19 protein-coding genes are annotated in these 20,587 nt (G+C 71.7%); 7 read left to right on the top strand and 12 right to left on the bottom strand.

Features of this window, described 5'->3' with window-relative positions; translation table 11 throughout:
- The first annotated feature begins 141 nt into the window (after positions 1 to 141).
- Positions 142 to 309 (top strand): hypothetical protein, encoded by a 168-nt coding sequence (locus AC1DZC_RS06095; protein WP_477040045.1) that lies wholly within the window; start codon positions 142 to 144, stop codon positions 307 to 309.
- Between the two features lie 161 nt (positions 310 to 470).
- On the opposite strand, the gene glnA is transcribed toward AC1DZC_RS06095, so the two are convergent.
- Together glnA and AC1DZC_RS06085 are read right to left on the bottom strand one after the other, a co-directional pair.
- The gene (gene glnA, locus AC1DZC_RS06090; RefSeq protein WP_477040033.1) at positions 471 to 1,895 is read right to left on the bottom strand and encodes a type I glutamate--ammonia ligase; all 1,425 of its coding nucleotides are present in this window, start codon (positions 1,893 to 1,895) and stop codon (positions 471 to 473) included.
- A 233-nt stretch (positions 1,896 to 2,128) separates the two neighbouring features.
- Positions 2,129 to 4,303, bottom strand: coding sequence for a glutamine synthetase III family protein (locus tag AC1DZC_RS06085; RefSeq protein ID WP_477042599.1), 2,175 nt, complete (start codon positions 4,301 to 4,303; stop codon positions 2,129 to 2,131).
- 149 nt (positions 4,304 to 4,452) lie between these two features.
- Here AC1DZC_RS06085 and AC1DZC_RS06080 point away from each other — a divergent pair, with 149 nt between their 5' ends.
- Positions 4,453 to 4,962 carry an RDD family protein gene (locus AC1DZC_RS06080; RefSeq protein WP_477042598.1) on the top strand — a complete coding sequence of 170 codons (510 nt, stop codon included), beginning with the start codon at positions 4,453 to 4,455 and terminating at the stop codon, positions 4,960 to 4,962.
- A 3-nt stretch (positions 4,963 to 4,965) separates the two neighbouring features.
- On the opposite strand, the gene AC1DZC_RS06075 is transcribed toward AC1DZC_RS06080, so the two are convergent.
- From AC1DZC_RS06075 to AC1DZC_RS06055, 5 genes are all read right to left on the bottom strand, one after another.
- Complete coding sequence (locus tag AC1DZC_RS06075) at positions 4,966 to 5,547, bottom strand: class I SAM-dependent methyltransferase (protein ID WP_477042597.1); 582 nt, start codon at positions 5,545 to 5,547, stop codon at positions 4,966 to 4,968.
- Positions 5,548 to 5,575: 28 nt separating this feature from the next.
- Positions 5,576 to 6,283: a DUF4191 domain-containing protein gene (locus tag AC1DZC_RS06070; protein ID WP_477040029.1), complete on the bottom strand. Its 708-nt coding sequence runs from the start codon at positions 6,281 to 6,283 to the stop codon at positions 5,576 to 5,578.
- A gap of 39 nt (positions 6,284 to 6,322) precedes the next feature.
- Complete coding sequence (gene lipA, locus AC1DZC_RS06065; protein WP_477040028.1) at positions 6,323 to 7,324, bottom strand: lipoyl synthase; 1,002 nt, start codon at positions 7,322 to 7,324, stop codon at positions 6,323 to 6,325.
- A gap of 63 nt (positions 7,325 to 7,387) precedes the next feature.
- Positions 7,388 to 8,044, bottom strand: a complete 657-nt coding sequence (gene lipB / locus AC1DZC_RS06060) for a lipoyl(octanoyl) transferase LipB (RefSeq protein WP_477042596.1) — start codon at positions 8,042 to 8,044, stop codon at positions 7,388 to 7,390.
- 4 nt (positions 8,045 to 8,048) lie between these two features.
- Positions 8,049 to 8,516, bottom strand: coding sequence for a MarR family winged helix-turn-helix transcriptional regulator (locus AC1DZC_RS06055; protein WP_477042595.1), 468 nt, complete (start codon positions 8,514 to 8,516; stop codon positions 8,049 to 8,051).
- A 38-nt stretch (positions 8,517 to 8,554) separates the two neighbouring features.
- Between AC1DZC_RS06055 and AC1DZC_RS06050 the strand changes: the two genes are divergently transcribed.
- The 3 genes from AC1DZC_RS06050 to AC1DZC_RS06040 are packed head-to-tail and all read left to right on the top strand — an operon-like array spanning position 8,555 to position 13,118.
- Positions 8,555 to 10,828 (top strand): MMPL family transporter, encoded by a 2,274-nt coding sequence (locus AC1DZC_RS06050; RefSeq protein WP_477042594.1) that lies wholly within the window; start codon positions 8,555 to 8,557, stop codon positions 10,826 to 10,828.
- A 5-nt stretch (positions 10,829 to 10,833) separates the two neighbouring features.
- A complete protein-coding gene (locus AC1DZC_RS06045) occupies positions 10,834 to 11,856 on the top strand; it encodes a Gfo/Idh/MocA family protein (RefSeq protein ID WP_477042593.1) in 1,023 nt (340 codons plus the stop codon).
- Positions 11,857 to 11,906: 50 nt separating this feature from the next.
- A complete protein-coding gene (locus AC1DZC_RS06040; protein WP_477042592.1) occupies positions 11,907 to 13,118 on the top strand; it encodes a hypothetical protein in 1,212 nt (403 codons plus the stop codon).
- Between the two features lie 5 nt (positions 13,119 to 13,123).
- Here the strand turns inward: AC1DZC_RS06040 and AC1DZC_RS06035 are convergent, their stop codons facing one another.
- The 3 genes from AC1DZC_RS06035 to lpdA all read right to left on the bottom strand — a co-directional run bounded on the left by AC1DZC_RS06035 (position 13,124) and on the right by lpdA (position 17,496).
- Entirely contained in the window at positions 13,124 to 14,014 is an 891-nt protein-coding gene (locus tag AC1DZC_RS06035; protein ID WP_477042591.1) for a TIGR01777 family oxidoreductase, read from the bottom strand.
- 257 nt (positions 14,015 to 14,271) lie between these two features.
- On the bottom strand, positions 14,272 to 16,080 hold the full coding sequence (sucB, locus tag AC1DZC_RS06030) for a 2-oxoglutarate dehydrogenase, E2 component, dihydrolipoamide succinyltransferase (RefSeq protein WP_477042590.1): 1,809 nt from the start codon (positions 16,078 to 16,080) through the stop codon (positions 14,272 to 14,274).
- Positions 16,081 to 16,110: 30 nt separating this feature from the next.
- Entirely contained in the window at positions 16,111 to 17,496 is a 1,386-nt protein-coding gene (gene lpdA, locus AC1DZC_RS06025) for a dihydrolipoyl dehydrogenase (RefSeq protein WP_477039557.1), read from the bottom strand.
- A gap of 187 nt (positions 17,497 to 17,683) precedes the next feature.
- Here lpdA and AC1DZC_RS06020 point away from each other — a divergent pair, with 187 nt between their 5' ends.
- Positions 17,684 to 18,028, top strand: coding sequence for an oxidoreductase (locus AC1DZC_RS06020; protein ID WP_477042589.1), 345 nt, complete (start codon positions 17,684 to 17,686; stop codon positions 18,026 to 18,028).
- On the opposite strand, the gene AC1DZC_RS06015 is transcribed toward AC1DZC_RS06020, so the two are convergent.
- Positions 18,025 to 18,576 (bottom strand): TetR/AcrR family transcriptional regulator, encoded by a 552-nt coding sequence (locus tag AC1DZC_RS06015; protein ID WP_477042588.1) that lies wholly within the window; start codon positions 18,574 to 18,576, stop codon positions 18,025 to 18,027. The genes AC1DZC_RS06020 and AC1DZC_RS06015 overlap by 4 nt on opposite strands.
- 95 nt (positions 18,577 to 18,671) lie before the next feature.
- Here AC1DZC_RS06015 and AC1DZC_RS06010 point away from each other — a divergent pair, with 95 nt between their 5' ends.
- Complete coding sequence (locus tag AC1DZC_RS06010) at positions 18,672 to 19,097, top strand: hypothetical protein (protein WP_477039554.1); 426 nt, start codon at positions 18,672 to 18,674, stop codon at positions 19,095 to 19,097.
- Here AC1DZC_RS06010 and AC1DZC_RS06005 read toward each other — a convergent pair.
- The gene (locus AC1DZC_RS06005) at positions 19,094 to 20,566 is read right to left on the bottom strand and encodes a leucyl aminopeptidase (RefSeq protein WP_477039553.1); all 1,473 of its coding nucleotides are present in this window, start codon (positions 20,564 to 20,566) and stop codon (positions 19,094 to 19,096) included. The genes AC1DZC_RS06010 and AC1DZC_RS06005 overlap by 4 nt on opposite strands.
- Positions 20,567 to 20,587 lie beyond the last annotated feature (21 nt).

Genomic DNA, 20,587 nt, shown 5'->3' with positions numbered 1-20,587 from the left:
CGAACTGTCCGCCCCGTTCCGGGGACCGTCAACGGTCGCGATACCGCGGTGATACCGGGCCGGGTCCGTTGCGATACCGGCGGGGTCCATACCGGTCACCAGCGCCGCCCCCCGGCGGCGCCCATCACCTCGGAGGGCACCATGAAGAAGGGCTTCGGCATCCTCGTCACCGTCGCGTTGGCCGCAGGGCTCTGCTCCTGCAGCGCGGGCGCGCACCAGGCAACGTCGGGCGGCGAGCCCGTCATGAGTCATGCGCAGGTGTCCCACCGCCTGCCGATCTGCCGGCCCTGGACCCAGTGCATGGTGTGAGGTCGGGGCAGGGCGCGGCAGCGCGACGGTGTCCCGGCCGGTGCAGGGGGTTGGCCGGGACGCCGTCGTGCGTCGTCGGGAGAAGACGGCACCCCAGCCACCGAGGGTGACTGGGGTGCCGGTACGACGGGTCAGACGCTCACGGGAGCAGCCGTGGACGATCAGACGTCGTAGTAGAGCTCGAACTCGTGCGGGTGCGGGCGCAGGCGGATCGGGTCCACCTCGGCGTTGCGCTTGTAGTCGATCCACGTCGAGATCAGGTCGGGCGTGAAGACGTTGCCCGCCGTGAGGAAGTCGTGGTCGGCCTCGAGGGAGTCCAGCACCTCGCCGAGCGAACCCGGGACCTGCTGGATGAGGGCGTGCTCCTCGGGGGGCAGCTCGTACAGGTCCTTGTCGACCGGCTCGGGCGGCTCGATGCGGTTCTGGATGCCGTCGATGCCGGCCATGAGCATGGCGGCGAACGCGAGGTACGGGTTCGACGACGGGTCCGGCACGCGGAACTCGATGCGCTTGGCCTTCGGGTTGGAACCGGTGACCGGGATGCGGATGCACGCGGAGCGGTTGCGGGCCGAGTAGACCAGGTTGACGGGGGCCTCGAAGCCGGGGACCAGGCGGTGGTAGGAGTTCACCGTCGGGTTCGTGAACGCCAGCAGCGACGGCGCGTGCTTGAGCAGGCCGCCGATGTACCAGCGGGCGAGGTCGGACAGGCCGCCGTAGCCCTTCTCGTCGAAGAACAGCGGCTCGCCGTTCTTCCACAGGGACTGGTGGACGTGCATGCCCGAGCCGTTGTCACCGAACAGCGGCTTCGGCATGAAGGTTGCCGACTTGCCGTTGTTGTGGGCCACGTTCTTCACGACGTACTTGAAGAGCATGACCTTGTCGCCGGAGATCGCCAGCTTGTCGAAGCGGTAGTTGATCTCCTGCTGGCCGGCGGTGCCGACCTCGTGGTGGGCACGCTCGACACCGAGGCCCAGGGCGTCCAGCTGGAGGCTGATCTCGTCGCGGATGTCGGCGAAGCCGTCGACCGGCGGGACGGGGAAGTAGCCACCCTTGTAGGGGATCTTGTGGCCGAGGTTGCCACCCTCCTCCTCGCGGCCGGTGTTCCAGGCCGCCTCGAACGAGTCGATCTTGTAGAACGACTCGTTCTGCGCCGTCTTGAAGCGCACGTCGTCGAAGATGTAGAACTCGGCCTCGGGGGCGAAGAAGGCCGTGTCGGCGATGCCGGTCGACGCGAGGTACGCCTCGGCCTTGGCGGCGACCTGACGCGGGTCGCGGCTGTAGGGCTCGTCGGTGTACGGGTCGACGATGTGCATGTTGATGTTCAGCGTCTTCTCGACCCGGAAGGGGTCGATGTAGGCCGACGTCACGTCCGGGATGAGCTTCATGTCGGACTCGTGGATCGCCTGGAAGCCACGGATCGAGGAGCCGTCGAACATCTGACCCTCGGTGAAGAACGAGGCGTCCAGGGAGGCGGCCGGGACGTTGAAGTGCTGCATCGTGCCGGGCAGATCACAGAAGCGGACGTCGACGAACTTCACGTCCTCGCTCTTGATGAACGCCAGGACTTCCTCTGGCTTGCTGAACATCCGCTGCTCCTCGGTCGGGGGTTCCCATCAGGTCGGGCACAGGCAGGGTACGAGCGGGCCGTTTCTCTGTCGTGTATTGAATGTTTCGACAGCGTTACGGAAGTCCGCTCCGTGTTACCACGGCCTGACCCTATGCCCGGTTCCCAGAGGCGGGAGGCCGGTGTCCGAGGAGTGTGCGCCGCCCGATCCACGAGGCCGGGCGGCCCACACGCTCGTCGAAAGAACGTGTGCTGCTAGAGGATGAAGAGCATCTCCTGGTAGGTCGGCAGCGGCCAGAGCTCGTCGGCGACGAGCTCCTCGAGGGCGTCGGCCGCGGCCCGGACGTCGGCCATGGCCGGCAGCAGGGCGTCGCGGGCGTGCTCGGCCTCGGCGAGCGCCGAGTGCCCGACGTCGGCCTTGAGCGCGGCGCGGAGCGTGGCCAGGCCGGCGCGCAGCGCGGCGAGCGGGACGCTGACCTCGTCGAGCGGCGCGAGGTCCGGCTCCGCACCCGCGGCCTTGAGCGCTCCGATGTTCAGCGCGATGTCGGTCTGGTGCTTGACGGCCGCGGGCAGGATCGCCGTGGTGCCGATCTCGAGCGCGATGCGTGCCTCGACGCCGATCGTCAGGGCGTACTGCTCGAGCCCGATCTCGTAGCGGCTGTGCATCTCGCGGTGGTTGAAGACGCCGTACCGCTCGAACAGCTCCATCGCCGACTCGGTGATGAGCTCGGGCAGGGCGTCCATCGTCGTCTTGAGGTTGGCCAGGCCGCGCTGCTCCGCCTCGATGGGCCACTCCGAGGAGTAGCCGTCGCCGTTGAACACGACGTTCCCGTGGTCGGTGATGATCTCGGTCAGGAGCGTCTGGACGGCCTGGTCGAAGTCGGTGCTCGCGGAGATCGCGGCCTCGAGCTCGGTGGCGCAGAAGTCCAGCGAGTCGGCCATGATCGTGTTGATCGTCGTCATCGGGCCGGCCACCGTCTGCATCGAGCCCGGCGCGCGGAACTCGAAGCGGTTGCCCGTGAAGGCGAACGGGCTGGTGCGGTTGCGGTCGCCCGGGTCGGTCGGCAGGACGGGCAGCGTGTCGACGCCGATGTGCATGACGCCCTTGCCCTTGGACGAGGTGGCGGCGCCCTTGGCGATCTGCTCGAACACGTCGGCGAGCTGGTCGCCGAGGAAGATCGAGATGATCGCCGGGGGAGCCTCGTTGGCGCCGAGGCGGTGGTCGTTCGTCGCCGACGCGACCGACGCGCGCAGCAGACCCGCGTACTTGTGCACGGCACGGATGACCGCGGCGCAGAAGACGAGGAACTGGGCGTTCTCGTGCGGGGTGTCGCCCGGGACGAGCAGCGAGCCGAGGTCGTTGTTGCCGAGCGAGAAGTTCACGTGCTTGCCGGAGCCGTTGACGCCGGCGAAGGGCTTCTCGTGGAACAGGCACTCCATGCCGTGCTTCTTGGCGATCGTCTTGAACGTCGTCATGAGCAGCTGCTGGTGGTCGGCCGCGATGTTCCCGCGCTCGAACATCGGGGCGATCTCGAACTGTCCCGGGGCGACCTCGTTGTGGCGGGTCTTGGCCGGGATGCCGAGCTTGAAGAGCTCACGCTCGGTGTCCATCATGAAGCCGAGCACACGGTCCGGGATGGCGCCGAAGTAGTGGTCGTCGAACTCCTGGCCCTTTGGCGGCTTCGTCCCGAACAGGGTGCGGCCGGCGTTGAGCAGGTCGGGGCGTGCCAGGAAGAAGTGCCGGTCGACGAGGAAGTACTCCTGCTCGGGACCGCAGAACGCGACGACCTTCTGGTTCTCGTGCCCGAAGAGCGTCAGGATGCGCGCGGCGTGCTCGCCCATGGCCTGCTGCGAGCGCAGGAGCGGGGTCTTGTGGTCCAGGGCCTCGCCCGTCATCGAGACGAAGACCGTGGGGATGCACAGCGTGTTCCCGTTGGGGTTCTCGAGGATGTACGCCGGGCTGGTGACGTCCCAGCCCGTGTAGCCGCGGGCCTCGAACGTGTTGCGCAGGCCGCCGTTGGGAAAGCTCGAGGCGTCCGGCTCGCCCTGCACGAGCGTCTTTCCCGCGAACTCGGCGAGCGACGTGCCGTCGCCGACCGGCTCGAAGAAGCTGTCGTGCTTCTCGGCGGTCAGCCCGGTGAGCGGGTAGAAGACGTGGGCGTAGTGGGTGGCGCCCTTCTCGAGGGCCCAGTCCTTCATCGCCGAGGCGACGGAGTCCGCGATCGCGGGGTCGAGCATCGCTCCGTGCTCGATCGTGGCCATGACGGACTTGTAGACCGACTTCGGCAGGCGCTTCTGCATGACCGTCTTGCTGAAGACGTTCGCACCGAAGATCTCCCCGGGGGTCTCGTCCCCGTTGAAGCTCACGGCGGGGGGAACATAGGCCTCGACGTTCCAGATGGCCTCGCGACGCACGGCGTTTCCGCTCATTGGTACCCCTCAGGCACGACTCGGCACTCCGGTGTCTTCAGCGGAGCGAGTGGGCACAACCTACGAACGCCGGGTACCCGGGATGTTTCGGGCGGATGTCCGTCTCGCTCTGCGCTCCCGTGAGTGGTAGAGGCACGTACCCTGCTCGGGTGGCAGATCGGCGTGACCTCAGCTCGTGGCTCGAAGGCGAACCGGCCGGGGGCGACCCCGCCGACCGCCGCGGGCACCGCCTCGGACTGCCGTCGGAGGGCACCGGGTCGCTCGCCCGGCTCGGTCGCCGGGTCGGCGCGCTCGTCATCGACTGGTTCGCGTGCCTCGCCATCTCGGCGGTGTTCTTCCCGGTCACGACCGAGGGGTTCTACCTGACGCGGGGGAGCTCTCTCGCGACGCTCGGCATCTTCGCGCTCGAGAACGTGCTGCTCGTCGGCTCGATCGGCAACACGCTCGGGCACCGCCTGCTCGGCCTGCGCGTGCGTCGTATCTTCCCGGCGGACTCGCCCGCCGCCGCCGACCGCGCCTGGGAGACCGGCGCGCCCGGCTTCCTCAGCGCGCTGACCCGCACCCTGCTGCTCTGCCTGGTCATCCCGGCGGTCATCTGGGACGCGGACGGGCGCGGGATGCACGACCGGGTCGCCGGGACGGCCATCGTCCGGCGCTGACCGTCAGCCGGGCCGCTGCCACTCGAGGCTGTACCGCCAGTAGATCCGACGACGCCAGCGCACCCCGGGCAGGATCGCGCGGGCCGCTCGTCGGACGTGGCCGTAGCCGTCGACCGGGTCCGCCATCGGCGAGCCGTGCTCCCACGTGCCCCGGGCGCGGTCGACGGCCCACGCGACCGGGACCGCGGCCAGGCTCGTCGCGGCGTCCACGGGTGTGCGCACGGCGGCCAGGCCGACGACGACGAGGCGGCCGCCGGGCGCGGTCAGCGCTGCCAGCCTCCTCAGGCCTGCCTCGAGGTCCAGGTGGTGGAGCGTCGCGAAGCACGTGACGAGGTCGAAGGTTTCCGCCGGGCCGTCCAGCACGTCGCCGGCCTGGTACGAGATGCCCGGTCCGCCGACGGCCCGAGCGACCTCGGCAGGGTCGAGGTCGAGCCCGGTGACGCGCGGCACGCCGGCCTCGCGCAGGCGTCGGACGAGCAGTCCCTCGCCGCACCCCACGTCCAGCGCGGTGGCCGCCGACCGCGCATGCCGCAGCGCGAGCGGGTGGTAGTGCGTGTTGTGGTTCCAGAACGGGTCGCGGGCCACTGCCTCGGGCGTCTGTCCTGTGAGCGGCTCAGCGGCCGCGCATGCCCTTGCGGTCCGGGCGCGCGCGGTTCGGGTCGACGCCCTTGGGCATCGGGAGCCGGGCGCCGCCGAGCGCGGTGAGCCGCTTGTTGACCTCCGCGACCTCCGCCTTGGTCAGCTTGTTGCGCAGCTTCTGCACGGAGCGCGGGATCTTGCGCAGGGGGATCTGGCCCTCGCCCTCGCCCATCTGCATCAGGATGATCGGCGCGCCGCCGACGACGCGCGCGGTGCGCTTGCGCTCGGCCTCGAGCAGCTTGTTGATCCGCGGAGCGGGACCCTCGCCGACCAGCACGACGCCCGGCCGACCCACACCGCGGAACACGAGGTCCTGGGTCTTGGGGTCGAACGCGGCCGGCTCCTCGGGGAAGTTCCAGCCGCGGCGGATGCTGCGCAGCGCGGAGAGCGTGGCGCCCGGCTGGCCCTCGATCTGCGCGAACGCGGCCTTCTCGACTCGTCGCGAGAGCACGAACATCGCGGCGAGCGCGGCGAACGGGATGCTCAGCAGCAGCCAGAAGAACAGCGCGTTCAGCGCGAGGCCGACGGCGACGCCGATCGCGATGATCCCGACGAAGATCGCCAGGAGGATCCAGGTGATCGCCGGGTCGGACTTCCGGGTCATCTGGAAGACCTGCCACAGCTGGTGGTACCAGCGCTGCTTCTTGACGGGCGCTGCTGTGGAGGAGTTGTCGCGGGCCATGGGTCGGAAGTCTACCGACGAGCGGAGGTGCTCCGGACGTCAGCGGGCGAGCAGGCTCGCCGCCTCCTGGCGGGACGTCGTCGGCTCGCTCAGGTGGGCGAGGGCCTCCGGGATCGGCCGGCCGTAGCGGCGCATCGCCTGGCCCCAGAGGCGGCCGGCACGGTACGACGAGCGGACCAGTGGACCGGACATCACGCCGAGGAACCCGAGCCGCTCGGCCTCGGCGGAGAGCTCGACGAACTCCTCCGGACGCACCCAGCGGTCCACGGGGTGGTGGCGCACGGACGGGCGCAGGTACTGGGTGATCGTGATGAGGTCGCAGCCGGCCTCACGCAGCTGGGCGAGCGCCTCGACGACCTCCTGCGTGGTCTCGCCCATGCCGAGGATCAGGTTCGACTTGGTGACCAGACCGGCCTCGTGCGCCCGCGTGATGACCGACAGGGACCGGTCGTAGCGGAAGCCCGGGCGGATCGTCTTGAAGATGCGGGGGACCGTCTCGAGGTTGTGCGCGAGGACCTCGGGCGCCGACGAATTGACCTCGTCGAGAAGCTCGGGCGTGGCGTTGAAGTCCGGGATGAGCAGCTCGACGCCGGTGCCGGGGTTCACGGCGTGGATCTGGCGGACGGTCTCGGCGTACAGCCACGCGCCGCCGTCGGGCAGGTCGTCGCGGGCCACGCCGGTCACGGTCGAGTACTTCAGGCCCATCGCCTGCACGGACGCCGCCACGCGGCGCGGCTCGTCGGCGTCGAACGCTGCGGGCTTGCCGGTGTCGATCTGGCAGAAGTCGCAGCGTCGGGTGCACTGGTCGCCGCCGATGAGGAACGTGGCCTCGCGGTCCTCCCAGCACTCGAAGATGTTGGGACAGCCGGCCTCTTCGCAGACCGTGTTCAGGCCCTCGCGCTTCACCAGGCCCTTGAGCTCGGTGTACTCGGGGCCCATCGTCGCGCGGGTCCGGATCCACTCGGGCTTGCGCTCGATGGGGGTCTCGGCGTTGCGCGCCTCGATGCGGAGCATGCGTCGGCCATCGGCTGCGATCGTCACGCCGGTCAGACTAACCCGCGGACGGCGGCCCGGCGGCCCAGGGAGTTGGACGTCACAGGGACGTCACACTGCCGGCACGGCGTCGAGCAGGGGTTCGAGGGCGTTCGCGAGGTGACCGCGGACGAGGGGTGTGACCTCGGCGATCGTCACGCGTCGGCCGGCCTCTGCGGACAGGGACGTCACGTCGGCGTCCGGGATGCCGCACGGCACGATGCGGTCGTAGACGGACAGGTCCGGCTCGCAGTTGAGCGCGAACCCGTGCATGGTCACGCTGCGCGAGACGCGGACGCCGATCGCGGCGACCTTGCGTTCCCGCTGCGTCGCGGTCGCGGCGAACCAGACGCCGCTGCGGCCCTCCACGCGGATGGTCTCCAGGCCCAGGTCGGCGCACGTGCGGATCAGTGCCTCCTCGAGCGCGCGCACGTAGCGGACGACGTCGATGGGGGCGGCCAGCCGCACGATCGGGTAGCCGACGAGCTGGCCCGGGCCGTGCCAGGTGATGCGCCCGCCGCGGTCGACGTCGACCACGGGGGTGCCGTCGACCGGCCGGTCGGCCTTCGCCGTGCGCTTGCCCGCCGTGTAGACGCTCTCGTGCTCGCAGAGCAGGACGACGTCCTCGCGCGTCCCGTCCGCGACCGCCGCGTGCACCTCGCGCTGCAGCTGCCACGTCGGCTCGTAGGGGAGCAGGCGCGTGCCGAGGTCGAGCTCGTCGAACCGCATGCCGTCAGGCTAACCCGGGATCCTCGGCGGGCTGCTCCGGCCGGGCGACGAGCGTGAGGAGGCGGCGCAGCTCGGTGACCTCGTCGGCCGTCAGCCCGCGGGTCACCATCGCCTCGGCAGGTTCGCGGTCGGACGCCACGGCCAGCGCGGCACGACCGGAGTCGGTGATCGACAGGACCAGCCGGCGCCGGTCCTGGGCGTGCGGCGTGCGCGTCACGTAGCCGGTGCGCTCCATGCGCGCGACCACGCGGCTGGTCGTCTGCTCGGTGACCCCGCACGCGGCGGCCAGCTGGCGCTGCGAGAGGGGGCCGATGGCCAGGTGGACGAGCACCGGCAGGCTCGCGTGGTTGAGGTCCCACGCGGCCAGGTGGGCGTTCCAGTCGCGCTCCACCCGGCGCGCGGCCGCGGACAGCAGCCGTCCGGCGGGCCAGTCCGCGGGGTCCGTCGAAGCAGGGTCGAGCTCCTGCTCCATACGATGCCTCCAATTTGCCGTGCGGAGCATTCACGTCAATGATACTCAGCATGCTGAGTAATCGTCGTCGGACCGTGGTCCGCGCTGTCCTCGTCGGCGTCGCGCTGGTCGTCTGGCTCGGCATCGGCTCACTGGGCGGCATGGCTCAGGGCAAGCTCTCGCAGGTCCAGACGAACGACGCCGCCGCCTTCCTGCCCGCGTCGGCCGAGTCCACCCGGGCCGCCGCCGAGAGCAAGGCCTTCGTCGACACGCCGACCCTACCGGCGCTGGTGGTCCTCGAGCCCCAGGACGGCGGCGACGTCACGCCCGAACAGCTCGGTGCGGTGCAGGACTGGGCGGCGGCCGTGCCGGACCAGGCTCTGCCCGCCGGCAACGACGGGACCTGGTCCGACTACCTCGTCGGGCAGGTCGCGGTCGTCCCGTCCGAGGACGGGCAGGCTCTCCTCGTCGCGTTCTCGCTCGACGCGGACAAGGCCGAGGAGCTGCTGGCCGACGACGAGGGGGTGACGGACTCGTTCGTCCTCGCGCTGCGGGCCTCCCTCGACGAGTCGCTCGGCGCCACCGCCACCTCCGCCGGGGAGCTGGGCCTGCGGGCGTGGGTCACCGGACCGGCAGGGTTCGTCGCCGACCTGGTGACCGCGTTCGGCGGTATCGACGGTGTCCTGCTGCTGGTGGCGCTCGGCGCCGTGCTCCTCATCCTCGTGCTCGTCTACCGCTCGCCGTTCCTGCCCTTCGTGGTCATCTTCACGGCCGTGTTCGCCCTCTGCCTGGCTGGGCTCGTGGTCTACCACCTGGCCAAGAACGGCACGCTCGTGCTCAACGGGCAGTCGCAGGGGATCCTCTCGATCCTCGTCGTCGGCGCGTCCGTGGACTATGCGCTGCTCCTCGTCGCGCGGTACCGGGAGGAGCTCGCGCGCGTCGAGCACCCGGCCGACGCGATGCGCCAGGCCCTGCGCGCCTGCGTCGAGCCGATCGTCGCGAGCGCCGGCACCGTGATCGCCGGCGTGCTCTGCCTGCTGCTCTCGGACCTGGGTTCCAACCGTTCGCTGGGGCCCGTGGCGGCGATCGGCATCGCGTCGGCGATGCTCGGTGCCCTGACCCTCCTGCCGGCCATGCTGCTGATCGGCGGGCGTCGGTCCCGGTTCCTGTTCTGGCCGCGCGCGCCGCGACCGTCCGAGGCGGCGACCGTGCCCGACGTGGCGCACGCGCACGTGGACCCCACGGCCGAGCCCGACCCGGCGGACGGTCCGGGCCTCTGGGCACGGCTCGCCCGCTTCGTCGGCCGGCGGGCGCGACCCGTGTGGATCCTCACCGCCCTGGTCCTGTGCGTCGGTGCCGCGTTCCTGCCGACCTTCAAGGCGTCGGGCACGAGCCAGGTCGACGTCTTCCTCACCGACGTGGACGCCGTCTCCGGCGAGGCGGTGCTCGTCGACCACTTCCCGGCCGGTGCGGTCCAGCCCGCGATCGTGATCGTCGACGAGGCCGACGTCGACGCCGTGACGTCGGCTGCCGAGGGTGTCGACGGTGTGTCGTCCGTCGCGCCGTACACCGGTGGCGCCCCGGGGTCGCAGGACGCGCCGCCGGTTGTCGTGGACGGGCGCGTGCGCCTCGACGTCACGACCGAGGCCTCGTCGGACTCCCAGGCCGCCGTGGCGGTCGTCGACGACCTGCGCACGGCCGTGCACGCGGCGAGCCCGACGGCCGTGGTCGGTGGGGCGGCGGCCGAGACGCTGGACACGCAGAGGGCGAGCGAGCGTGACCTGCGGGTGATCGTCCCCGTCGTGCTGCTGGTGATCGGGTTGATCCTCATGCTCCTGCTGCGCTCGGTCGCGGCGGCGGCCCTGCTTCTCGTCGCCAACGTCCTGTCGTTCGCGGCCGCGCTCGGGGTGGCCGCCCTCGTCTTCAACCACGTCCTCGGCTTCCCGGGCGCCGACCCGGTCGTGCCGCTGTACGCGTTCGTGTTCCTCGTCGCGCTCGGGGTCGACTACTCGATCTTCCTGATGACGCGCGTCCGGGAGGAGTCGGTCGTCGTCGGCACCCGAGCCGGAGTGGTCCGGGCCCTCGCGGTGACGGGCGGGGTCATCACGTCCGCAGGTGTGGTCCTCGCGACGACGTTCGCGGCGCTCGGCATCATCCCGCTGCTGTTCCTCGCCCAGATCGCCTTCATCGTGGCGTTCGGGGTGCTGCTCGACACGCTCGTCGTGCGCAGCCTGCTCGTACCGGCACTCGTGCACGACCTGGACCGGCGGACGTGGTGGCCCAGCGCCCTCTCACACCCTCAGGAGAAGGCCCACCACGCCGACCTAGAGTGAGCGCCATGAGTGCGCTGCGGGTGGGCCTGGTCGGGTACGGCGGAGCGGGTCGGGGCATCCACGCCCGGCTCTTGCGGGAGGCTGGCCAGCAGGTCACCGCCGTGGTCACGCGCAACCGCGCCGAGCAGGTCGAGGCCGACTGGCCCGGCGCCGTCGTGGAGCCCGACGTGGCGGGTCTGCTGTCGCACGCCGCCGACCTCGACCTGGTCGTGGTCGCCAGCCCGTCCGGCGACCACGTCGAGCACACCCTGGCCGCGCTCGACGCCGGCCTGCACGTCATCGTCGACAAGCCCCTGGCCACGACCGCCGACGACGCGGAGCTGCTGGCCTCCCGCGGCGACGGTCGCCTCACCGTCTTCCAGAACCGGCGCTGGGACACCGAGCAGCTCACGCTGCAGGCACTGCTCGCGTCAGGGTCGCTCGGGACCGTGCACCGCTTCGAGCGGCGCTGGGAGAGGTTCCGGCCGGTGCCGCAGGACCGGTGGAAGGAGAACGACCCGCTCTCCGGCGGCCTGCTGCTGGACCTCGGGGCGCACCTGGTCGACTCCGCGACGCAGCTGTTCGGTCCCGTCACGTCCGTCTACGCCGAGCTGCACGCACGCTCGACGCCCGCGGTCGACGACGTCTTCCTGGCGCTGACCCACACCTCCGGGGTGATCAGCCACCTGCAGGCCGGAGCCGTCGTCGGGGCCCCTGGGCCCCGGACCCGCGTTCTCGGCGACGGGGGCGCGTATCTCGTGACGAGCTTCGAGGGCGAGGCGTCACCGTTCACGGCCCTCGACGACGCCTACGAGGAGACCCGTCGGCCGGGTGAGCCGGAGCACGAGGGCTGGCTGGTCCACGGTTCGGAGCGGGTGCCCGTGCCTCGCGCCGGCGGAGGGCACGTCGACCTCTACCGCGCGGTCGTCTCCTGGGTCGTCGACGGAGGACCGGCACCGGTCGACCCGTACGACGCCGCCCGGACCGCCCGGGTGCTCGACGCCGCGCGCATGTCCGCCGACGAGGGCCGCACCGTACGCATGCCCTGACCTGTGGACGACCGCCGACGCGTCCGTCGCGACCTCGCTTGGATGTCGGGATGGACGCGACGGCGGTGCCCGCAGACATCGAGAACGCGCTCGCCCGCCTCGGGTTCCGGGCGACGACCCTGCTCGGCTGCGACCGTTGGCTCGCGGTCGCGCTCGACGGGACCGGCCACCGGATCGAGCTCCAATTGATGGACGCGGACGTCCAGGACGACACCCTCGTCGCACGGGTGGCCCGGTTGCGCGGCGTCCGGCACGACCACCTGACGCGGCTGCTCGACGCCACCGAGCTCACGCCGGGCCGGATCGGGCTGCTCGTGGAGCACGCCGAGGGGCTCTCCCTCGCGCAGGTCCGGGCCGCGCGGTCGCCCCTGACCGACGGCGAGGCCGCGACGGTCGCCATCCCGGTCGCCGGTGCACTGGGTGCCCTGCACGATGCCCTCCTGGCGCACGGCGCGGTGGACGCGTCCACGATCCTGGTGCGGCCCGACGGTCGCCCGATCCTCCGGGACCTGCGTGGGGTCGTCGTCGGAGCGGCCGGGCCGACCGAGGACCTGACCGCGCTGGCGGCGGCCGTCATCGCTCAGCTGCCGAACGACGACGTGCACCTGCTGGCGGGAGGGCTCGTCCTGAGGGACGCGCTCGTCGACGTGCTCGGCGGCCCGAACGTCGACGCGGCCCGGCTGGCCGACGCGTGCTTCCGGGCCGCCGAGCCGGAGCCGGTCCAGCTTCCCGACGCCGGGTCGCTCGCCTCGTCGGCGCTCCTCTCGAGCGCCCGGCACGCGCCGCCGACGCCCACCCGCCGCTCGACCCGGCGCAGATTCCCCGGTCGGCTCGTCGCGCTCGCCTGCGTCGCGGTCGTGGCGTTCGGCGCGGTCGGCTGGCGGCTGCTCTCGGCGCCGCCGCAGGACGCGCTCACCGATGGGCACGACCCCGTGGCCGCGGCGGTCGAGCTGAGCCGGATCCGGGCGGCGGTCGTGGGGGAGGCGGACGTCTCGCGGCTCGGCGACGTCGAGGTTGCCGACGGCCCCGCGCACACCGCGGACGCGGCGCTGCTCGAGTCGGCCTCCCCGTCGGCGGGGCTGACCGTCGACGTGGAGGACGCCTGGCTCGTCGACGGGTCCCGACCGTCCACGACGGACGTGGCCGTGACGGCCGCCATGTCGACGGCCTCCGGTAGGTCGGCGACGCGGACGGTCGTGCTCGGCCTGCGCTGGACCGACGAGGGGTGGCGCGTCTGGGACGTCACCGAGCCCGCGGGCTGACCGCCTCAGCCGCCCGCCGCCACCCAGGCCGCGGCCCTCGCCAGGTCGGGGTGGGTCGGGACGAAGCCGTCCGCGTCCAGGACTGCAGGCACCGCGCGGTTGGAGCCCAGCACCTCCGAGGAGAAGTCGCCGAGCACGGCCCGCAGCGCGAACGCGGGGACGGGCACGACGGCCGGTCGGTGCGCCGCCTTGGCGAGCGCGGCGACCACGTCGGCGTTGCGGTCGGCCGCGGTCACCAGGTTGACCGGCCCCTCGACCTGCGAGGTCAGCAGGTGCTCGATCGCCCGGACCTCGTCGGTGAGCGTGATCCACGGCCAGAACTGGCGCCCGTCGCCGAGCCGGCCACCGACGCCGAGCTTGATCAGGGGGAGCAGCCGGCCGAGCGCTCCGCCGTGCGAGCTGAGCACGACGCCCGTGCGCAGGTGGACCACCCGGACGCCGGCCTCGCGCGCGGGAGCCGTGGCCGCCTCCCACTGCCGCACGACGGTCGCGAAGAAGGTGGTGCCGATCGGCTCGTCCTCGTCGAGGACGTCGTCGCCCCGGGAGCCGTACGCGCCGATCCCCGACGCCTGGAGCAGCACGCGCGGTCGGTCGCCGAGACCCGCGAGCGTCCGGGCCAGCAACCGGGTGGTGTTGACCCGCGACGACACCACGAGCTGCTTGCGCGACTGCGTGAGGGGCCGCGTCCCGGGGTTCACGCCCGCGAGGTTGATCACGGCGTCGGCCCATTCCAGGGCCGTCGGGTCGAGCTGCCGCGCGTCCGGGTCCCAGCGGATCTCGTCGGGACTGCGGGTCTCGCCGCGCACCAGGGTGCGCACCAGGTGCCCGTCGCGACGCAGCTGCGGGACCAGCGCACCACCGATGAACCCGTGCGACCCCGCCACCACCACCTGCATGGCGCTCACCCTACGTTCGGGTCGCCGTCGCGGCCCGGTGAGCCGGTGTCCCGCGCCGGTGGGACGACGGCGGACGGATCGACCTGGCGCCACGTGGGGCGGGAGCGACTGCTGGGACCGGTGAGGTGCCTCGTTCGTCCCACCAGCACGAGGCGTCACAAGAGGCGCCGGATCGCTCCCACGCGAGGTGTGCCGACGGCGCCACGCGGCCCGGCTCCCACGAGGGGAACCGGGCCGCGGTCAGGCTGTGCGGAGCGTCAGAGACCGACCTCGGACTCGAACGCACCTTCCTCGAGGCGGGCCTTGAGCGCACTGAGGTAGCGCGAGGCGTCCGCTCCGTCGACCAGGCGGTGGTCGTAGGAGAGCGACAGGTAGCACATCGACCGGATCGCGATGACCTCGGCGCCGTCCGCGTCCTGGATGACGACCGGACGCTTGACGATCGCGCCGGTGCCGAGGATGGCGGAGGTGCCGCCGGGGACGATCGGGGTGTCGATGATCGCTCCGCCGGACCCCGTGTTGGTCACCGTGAACGTCGCGCCCGACAGCTCGTCGGGCGTGACCTTGTTCTGGCGGGTGCGACCGGCCAGGTCGACGATCTTGCGCGAGATGCCGGCGAGGTTCAGGTCGCCCGCGTCACGGATGACCGGCACCAGCAGGCCTCGTTCGGTGTCGACGGCGATGCCGACGTTCTCCTCGCCGTGGTACGTGATCGTGTTGCCCTCGAGCACCCCGTTGATCTTCGGGTACGCCTTGAGGCCCTCGATCGCCGCGAGGACGAAGAACGGCAGGAACGTGAGGTTGACGCCCTCGCGCGCCGAGAAGTCGGCCTTCGCCTTGGCGCGCAGGCGCGCGATCCTCGTGACGTCCACCTCGACGACCGTGGTCAGCTGCGCCTGCGAGTGCAGGGCGTCGACCATGCGCTCGGCGATGATCTGGCGCAGTCGGCTGGCCTTCTCCGTGGTCCCGCGCAGCGGCGAGACCGTCGCGGCGGCCGTCTTCGGTGCGGCGGCCGGAGCCGCAGCAGGCGCCGGAGCGGCGGCGGCCTTCGCGGCCTCCTCGGCCTTGGCGGCCGCCTCGAGGACGTCCTCCTTGCGGATGCGCCCGCCGACGCCGGTGCCCGTGGGGGTCGAGACGTCGACGCCCTTCTCGGCCGCAAGCTTGCGGACGAGCGGGGTGAGGTAGCTGCCGGACGCCTGGGGTGCAGCCGCAGGTGCGGGCGCCGGGGCGGGCGTGGCCGGGACCGGCGCGGGCGTGGCGGCGACGGGCGMCGGCGCGGCCGACTCCTGCTCTGCCGACGGCTCGGGTGCGGTCTGCGGCTCCGGAGCGGGCTGGGCGGCGACCGGCTCGGCCGGAGCCGGTGCGGCGGCAGGAGCCGAGGCAGCGGCCGGTGCCGAGGCGCCCGACCCGATCACGGCCAGGACGGCGCCGACCTCGACGGTCTCGTCCTCCTGGACCAGGATCTGCTGCAGCGTGCCCGCGAACGGCGACGGGATCTCGGTGTCGACCTTGTCCGTGGAGATCTCGAGCAGGGGCTCGTCGACCTCGACGGTGTCGCCGACGCTCTTGAGCCAGCGCGTGACGGTGCCCTCGGTGACGGACTCACCGAGCGCGGGGAGCGTCACGTTCTCGCCGACGCCGCCGGACTCGGCCGGAGCCGACGCGGCGGGCTCCTCGTGCTCCTCGACGGACTCCTCGGCGGGAGCCGCCTCGGCGGCGGGCTCCTCGGCGGGGGCCTCGTCGGCGGGAGCCTCCTGGGCAGGGGCGTCCTGCGCGGGGGCCTCGGCCTCGGCGGGCGCCGACGAACCCTCGTCGGAACCCGAGCCGGAGCCCGAACCGATGACGGCCAGCGTGGCACCGACCTCGACGGTCTCGTCCTCCTGGACCAGGATCTGCTCGAGCACGCCGGCGAACGGCGACGGGATCTCGGTGTCGACCTTGTCGGTCGAGATCTCGAGCAGCGGCTCGTCGACCTCCACCGTGTCGCCGACGTTCTTCAGCCAGCGAGTGACGGTCCCTTCGGTGACGGACTCACCGAGGGCGGGCAGCTGCACGTTGTCGGACATGACCGCTCGTGTCTCCTTCGAATCGTGTGGTCAGTTGTGGGCGTGCAGCGGCTTGCCGGCGAGGGCGAGGTGCGCCTCTCCGAGCGCCTCGTTCTGCGTCGGGTGTGCGTGCACGAGCGACGCGACGTCCTCCGGGTAGGCCTCCCAGTTCACGATGAGCTGGCCCTCCCCGATGAGCTCGCCGACGCGCGCACCGATCATGTGGATGCCGACGACCGGGCCGTCCTTCTGGCGCACGAGCTTCACGAAGCCCTGCGTGCCCAGGATCTGGCTCTTGCCGTTGCCACCGAGGTTGTACTCGAGCGACTCGACGTTGTCGGCACCGTGGACCTCCTTGGCGCGCGCCTCCGTCAGGCCCACCGAGGCGACCTCGGGGTCGGAGTACGTCACGCGCGGGATGCCCGACTCGACGATCGTCGCGGGGTTGAGCCCGGCGATCTCCTCGGCCACGAAGATGCCCTGCGCGAACCCGCGGTGGGCCAGCTGCAGGCCGGGGACGATGTCGCCGACGGCGTAGATGTTGCCGACGCCGGTGTGCAGGCGGTCGTTGGTGATGACGAAGCCGCGGTCGAGCGTGATGCCCTGGTCCTCGTAGCCGAGGCCCGAGGTGCGCGGTCCGCGACCGACGGCGACGAGCAGCAGGTCGGCGTCGAACGTCTTGCCGTCCTCCAGCGAGACGTGCACGCCGTTGTCGTCCTGGGTGACACCGGCGAACCGGACGCCCAGGTTGAAGTTGATGCCGCGCTTGCGGAACTGGCGCTCGAACGCCTTGGACAGGGCCTCGTCCTCGTTGGCGACGAGGTGGGGGAGCGCCTCGATGATCGTGACGTCGGCCCCGAAGGACTTCCAGACGGACGCGAACTCGGAGCCGATGACACCGCCGCCGAGCACGATCACGGACTTGGGCACCCAGTCGAGCTGCAGGGCCTGGTCGGACGTGATGACGCGGCCGCCGATCTCGAGGCCGGGCAGCGTGCGGGCGTAGGAGCCCGTGCCGAGGATGATGTGCTCGCCGGTGATGCGCTCACCGTTGACCTCGACCGTGTCCTTGGCGACGAGCTTGCCGTAGCCCTCGAACACGGTGATCTTGCGGGACTTGATGAGTCCCTGCAGGCCCTTGTACAGGCGGCTGATCACGGTCGCCTTGTACTCGTTGACGCCCGCCATGTCGATCTTCTCGAGCGTGGTGTGCACGCCGTAGTGGGCGCCCTCTCGGGCGTGGTCGGCCAGCTCGGCCGCGTGCAGCAGGGCCTTGGTGGGGATGCACCCCACGTGCAGGCAGGTCCCGCCGACCTTGTCGGCCTCGACAAGTGCGACGGACTTCCCGAGCTGGGCTGCTCGGAGGGCAGCCGCGTAGCCGCCGCTGCCTCCGCCCAGGACGACGATGTCGAAAGCGGTGCCGGTGGTGTCGGCCACGTGCAGACTCCTCATTACGCAGACTTTGTGGTCTCGAGCTCGCCGACCATCTTGTCATCCCCGCAGGTCCGGAACGACCCGGACGCCCGACGCGCTCATGTGACACTCAGAACATTCGTCCCATGACCATTGTTTCGTCTCGTGCATCACAGGGATCGCACGGCTCCGGAATGTACCCTCACGAGGCATGGGCCTGTTCTCGCGCCGGAAGCATCCGGCCGCCAACGACGCACCGAGCGACAAGTCGGCGCGCGACGCCACGGTCGCGCACCTCAAGGAGTTCATCCTGACGCGTGTCGGCGTCGAGGCCTACGTCGAGCCGCGCACCAACTCGACACCCACCACGGTGATGCTCGTCGCGACGGACGGGGAGTGGACCCGCCGGCGCGTGCCCGACGGTGAGGCCGCGGCCCAGATCGCGCGCGAGATGAACATCCCGATCTACGACGTCCAGCGCACGGGGTACCCGCAGCGCGTCCGCGACTACAACTCGCGGCAGCGCATCACGAAGAAGCGCGCCAGCGGGCTCTAGCCCGGCAGGATCCGCAGCAGCTGGTCCGCGACGAGCTCGAACGGCTCCATCGACTGCTCGGCCCGGCTGACCACGACGGCCCCCTCTGACGCCGCGACGAGGGTCGCCGCGAAGCCCGCCGCCTCGTCGGGACCCATCCCGCCGTCCACGAACAGGTCCGCGAGCCGCGTGCGCCAGGACCGGAAGACCGTGGCGGCGTGCTCGAGCAGCTCGGGCGACCCGGTGGAGACCGTGACCGCGAGCACCGCGCAGCCCGCGCGCAGCCCGGAGCGGGTGAGCACGGCGCGCCAGAGCCCGAGGAACGACTCCGTGACCTCCTGCGGCGTGCGTCCCGCCCACTGGTCGACGGCCTCGAGCGCGCGGGCGCCGGCGAGGTCGACGGCCGCCGCGAGCAGCTGGTCCTTGCCGTCGGGGAAGTGGTGGTAGATCGAGCCGCGGGGCGCGCCGGTCAGCTCGAGCACGTCGGCGAACGAGGTGCCCTGGGTGCCCTCGGTCGCCAGGAGCCGCACGGCCCCGTCGACCATCCGCGCCCTCGTCTCGCCTGCCACCCGTCGCTCCCTTGACTATGACGAACTGCATAACTTACGTTCTATGTACATCATCATAGTCTGTCGTCATCGTTCTTCGGAAAGAGGAGCCAGCCATGCCCATGATCGACGTCTACGTCCCCGACGACCTCGTCCCCGCGGACGCGGACCAGAAGCTGGCGACCGACCTGACCCTGGCCGTCCTACGGGCCGAGGGTCACCGCGAAGAGGTCATCGGACCGTTCTTCACCGAGAACACCGCCGCGTTCGTGCACCGGCTGCCGCAGGTCACCACGGCCGCGAACCCGACGGCCCGTGCGGTGCGCATCCAGGTGATCACGCCGCCCGACTCGCTCGACCGCGAGGGCCAGCGCGAGCTGACCCGCGAGGCCACCCGGATCGTGACGGACCTCGTCGGGGAGGGCGTCCAGACCTGGGTGGTCCTCACGGAGGCGGCCGAGGGCGGCTGGGGCCTGTTCGGCACGGCGTTCGGCAAGCCGGAGTTCGCCGCGCTGGCCGCGCGAGCCGCCCAGGGGTCCTAGACCTGCGGCGCCCGGCCCTCGATGAGGGCCAGCAGCGTGCGCACGCCCACGCCGGTGCCGCCGACCGGGGTGTAGCCGTGGGCGGTGCGCTCGTTGAACGCGGGTCCGGCGATGTCGAGGTGCGCCCACGGCGTCTGACCGACGAACTCCTGCAGGAAGATCCCGGCCGTGAGCATCCCGCCGAACCGGTCGCTGATGTTCGCGATGTCGGCGACCTTCGACTTCAGACCGGGACGCAGGTCGGCGGGCAGCGGCATCGGCCAGAACTGCTCGCCCGACGCGCCCGCCGCGGCGACGACCTCGGCACGCACGTCGTCGGTGCCCATGACCGCGGACATCCGGTTGCCGAGCGCGATCATCTGCGCACCGGTCAGGGTCGCGATGTCGATGACGACGTCGGGCTTCTCGGCGACGGCCTCGACGAGACCGTCGGCCATGACGAGGCGACCCTCGGCGTCGGTGTTCAGCACCTCGACGGTCTTGCCGCCGCGGATCGTGATGACGTCGGACGGCCGCTGGGCGGTCCCCGACGGCATGTTCTCGGCGAGGCACAGCCACCCGGTGACCGCGACGGGCAGCTCGAGCCTGGCGGCCGCGACGACGATGTTCAGCACGGCGGCTGCACCGGCCATGTCGGACTTCATCGCCTCCATGCCCGCCGCGGGCTTGATGGAGATGCCGCCGGAGTCGAACGTGATGCCCTTGCCGACGAGCGCGACCTTGCCCTTGGCGCGCGACGGCGAGTAGGCGACCTTGACCAGACGCGGGCCGCGCGACGAGCCCTGTCCGACGCCGGTCAGGCCGCCGTAGCCGCCCGCGAGGAGCGCCTTGTCGTCGATCACGGTGACGCGCAGGCCCTTCGCGCCGGACTCCTTGACGGCGGACTTGGCCAGGTCGGCGAACGCGGCCGGGTAGAGGTCGTTCGGTGCGGTGTTCACCAGGTCACGGGTGCCGTGCACGGCCGCGGCGACCACCGAGGCGCGCTCGAGGGCGGCCTTGGCGGCGCGGTCGCGGGCGTGCTTGGTGACGATCTGGATCGTCGAGACCGGCACCTTCGACTCGTGGTAGCGCGTGAACGCGTAGGCGCCGAGCAGGGCGCCCTCGGCGATGGCCGCCACGTCCGCCGTCTCGTCGGCCGGCAGGGCCAGGGCGACGCTCGCGGTCCCGGCCAGCTCACGGGTGGCCGCACCGGCCGCACGACGCAGGGTCTCGGGCGTCAGCGGGCCCGAGCCGACGCCGGTGAGCACCAGCACGGACGCCGACAGGCCGGTGCCGGGCAGCCGGCGGACCTCGTCGGCGGCACCGGTGATGCCGAGGGCGGACGCCGAGGACGCGAGGAGCGTGCGCAGCTCCTTGGGCAGCCGGTCCGCCCCCAGGACGACGGGCGCGTCGTCCTGCTGGGCGACGGCGACCACGAGGGCGTCGACGGTGAGGCGGGCAGGGTCCTGGGAGGTCAGCGTCACGGTCACCGTCCGACTATAGGTCGGAGC

This window comes from Cellulomonas sp. P2_B4, assembly GCF_056404795.1.
Note: the sequence above shows the minus strand (reverse complement) of the source record. Positions and strands in the feature narration are given on the sequence as shown.

What these genes read in the sequence shown, in the direction of transcription:
- AC1DZC_RS06035 (WP_477042591.1), bottom strand. Translation starts at nt 14,014, where the DNA reads ATGCAGGTGGTGGTGGCGGGGTCGCACGGGTTCATCGGTGGTGCGCTG.
- AC1DZC_RS06040 (WP_477042592.1), top strand. Translation starts at nt 11,907, where the DNA reads ATGGACGCGACGGCGGTGCCCGCAGACATCGAGAACGCGCTCGCCCGC.
- AC1DZC_RS06055 (WP_477042595.1), bottom strand. Translation starts at nt 8,516, where the DNA reads ATGGAGCAGGAGCTCGACCCTGCTTCGACGGACCCCGCGGACTGGCCC.
- AC1DZC_RS06010 (WP_477039554.1), top strand. Translation starts at nt 18,672, where the DNA reads ATGCCCATGATCGACGTCTACGTCCCCGACGACCTCGTCCCCGCGGAC.
- glnA (WP_477040033.1), bottom strand. Translation starts at nt 1,895, where the DNA reads ATGTTCAGCAAGCCAGAGGAAGTCCTGGCGTTCATCAAGAGCGAGGAC.
- AC1DZC_RS06085 (WP_477042599.1), bottom strand. Translation starts at nt 4,303, where the DNA reads ATGAGCGGAAACGCCGTGCGTCGCGAGGCCATCTGGAACGTCGAGGCC.
- AC1DZC_RS06050 (WP_477042594.1), top strand. Translation starts at nt 8,555, where the DNA reads ATGATACTCAGCATGCTGAGTAATCGTCGTCGGACCGTGGTCCGCGCT.
- AC1DZC_RS06095 (WP_477040045.1), top strand. Translation starts at nt 142, where the DNA reads ATGAAGAAGGGCTTCGGCATCCTCGTCACCGTCGCGTTGGCCGCAGGG.
- AC1DZC_RS06045 (WP_477042593.1), top strand. Translation starts at nt 10,834, where the DNA reads ATGAGTGCGCTGCGGGTGGGCCTGGTCGGGTACGGCGGAGCGGGTCGG.
- AC1DZC_RS06020 (WP_477042589.1), top strand. Translation starts at nt 17,684, where the DNA reads ATGGGCCTGTTCTCGCGCCGGAAGCATCCGGCCGCCAACGACGCACCG.
- AC1DZC_RS06070 (WP_477040029.1), bottom strand. Translation starts at nt 6,283, where the DNA reads ATGGCCCGCGACAACTCCTCCACAGCAGCGCCCGTCAAGAAGCAGCGC.
- lipB (WP_477042596.1), bottom strand. Translation starts at nt 8,044, where the DNA reads ATGCGGTTCGACGAGCTCGACCTCGGCACGCGCCTGCTCCCCTACGAG.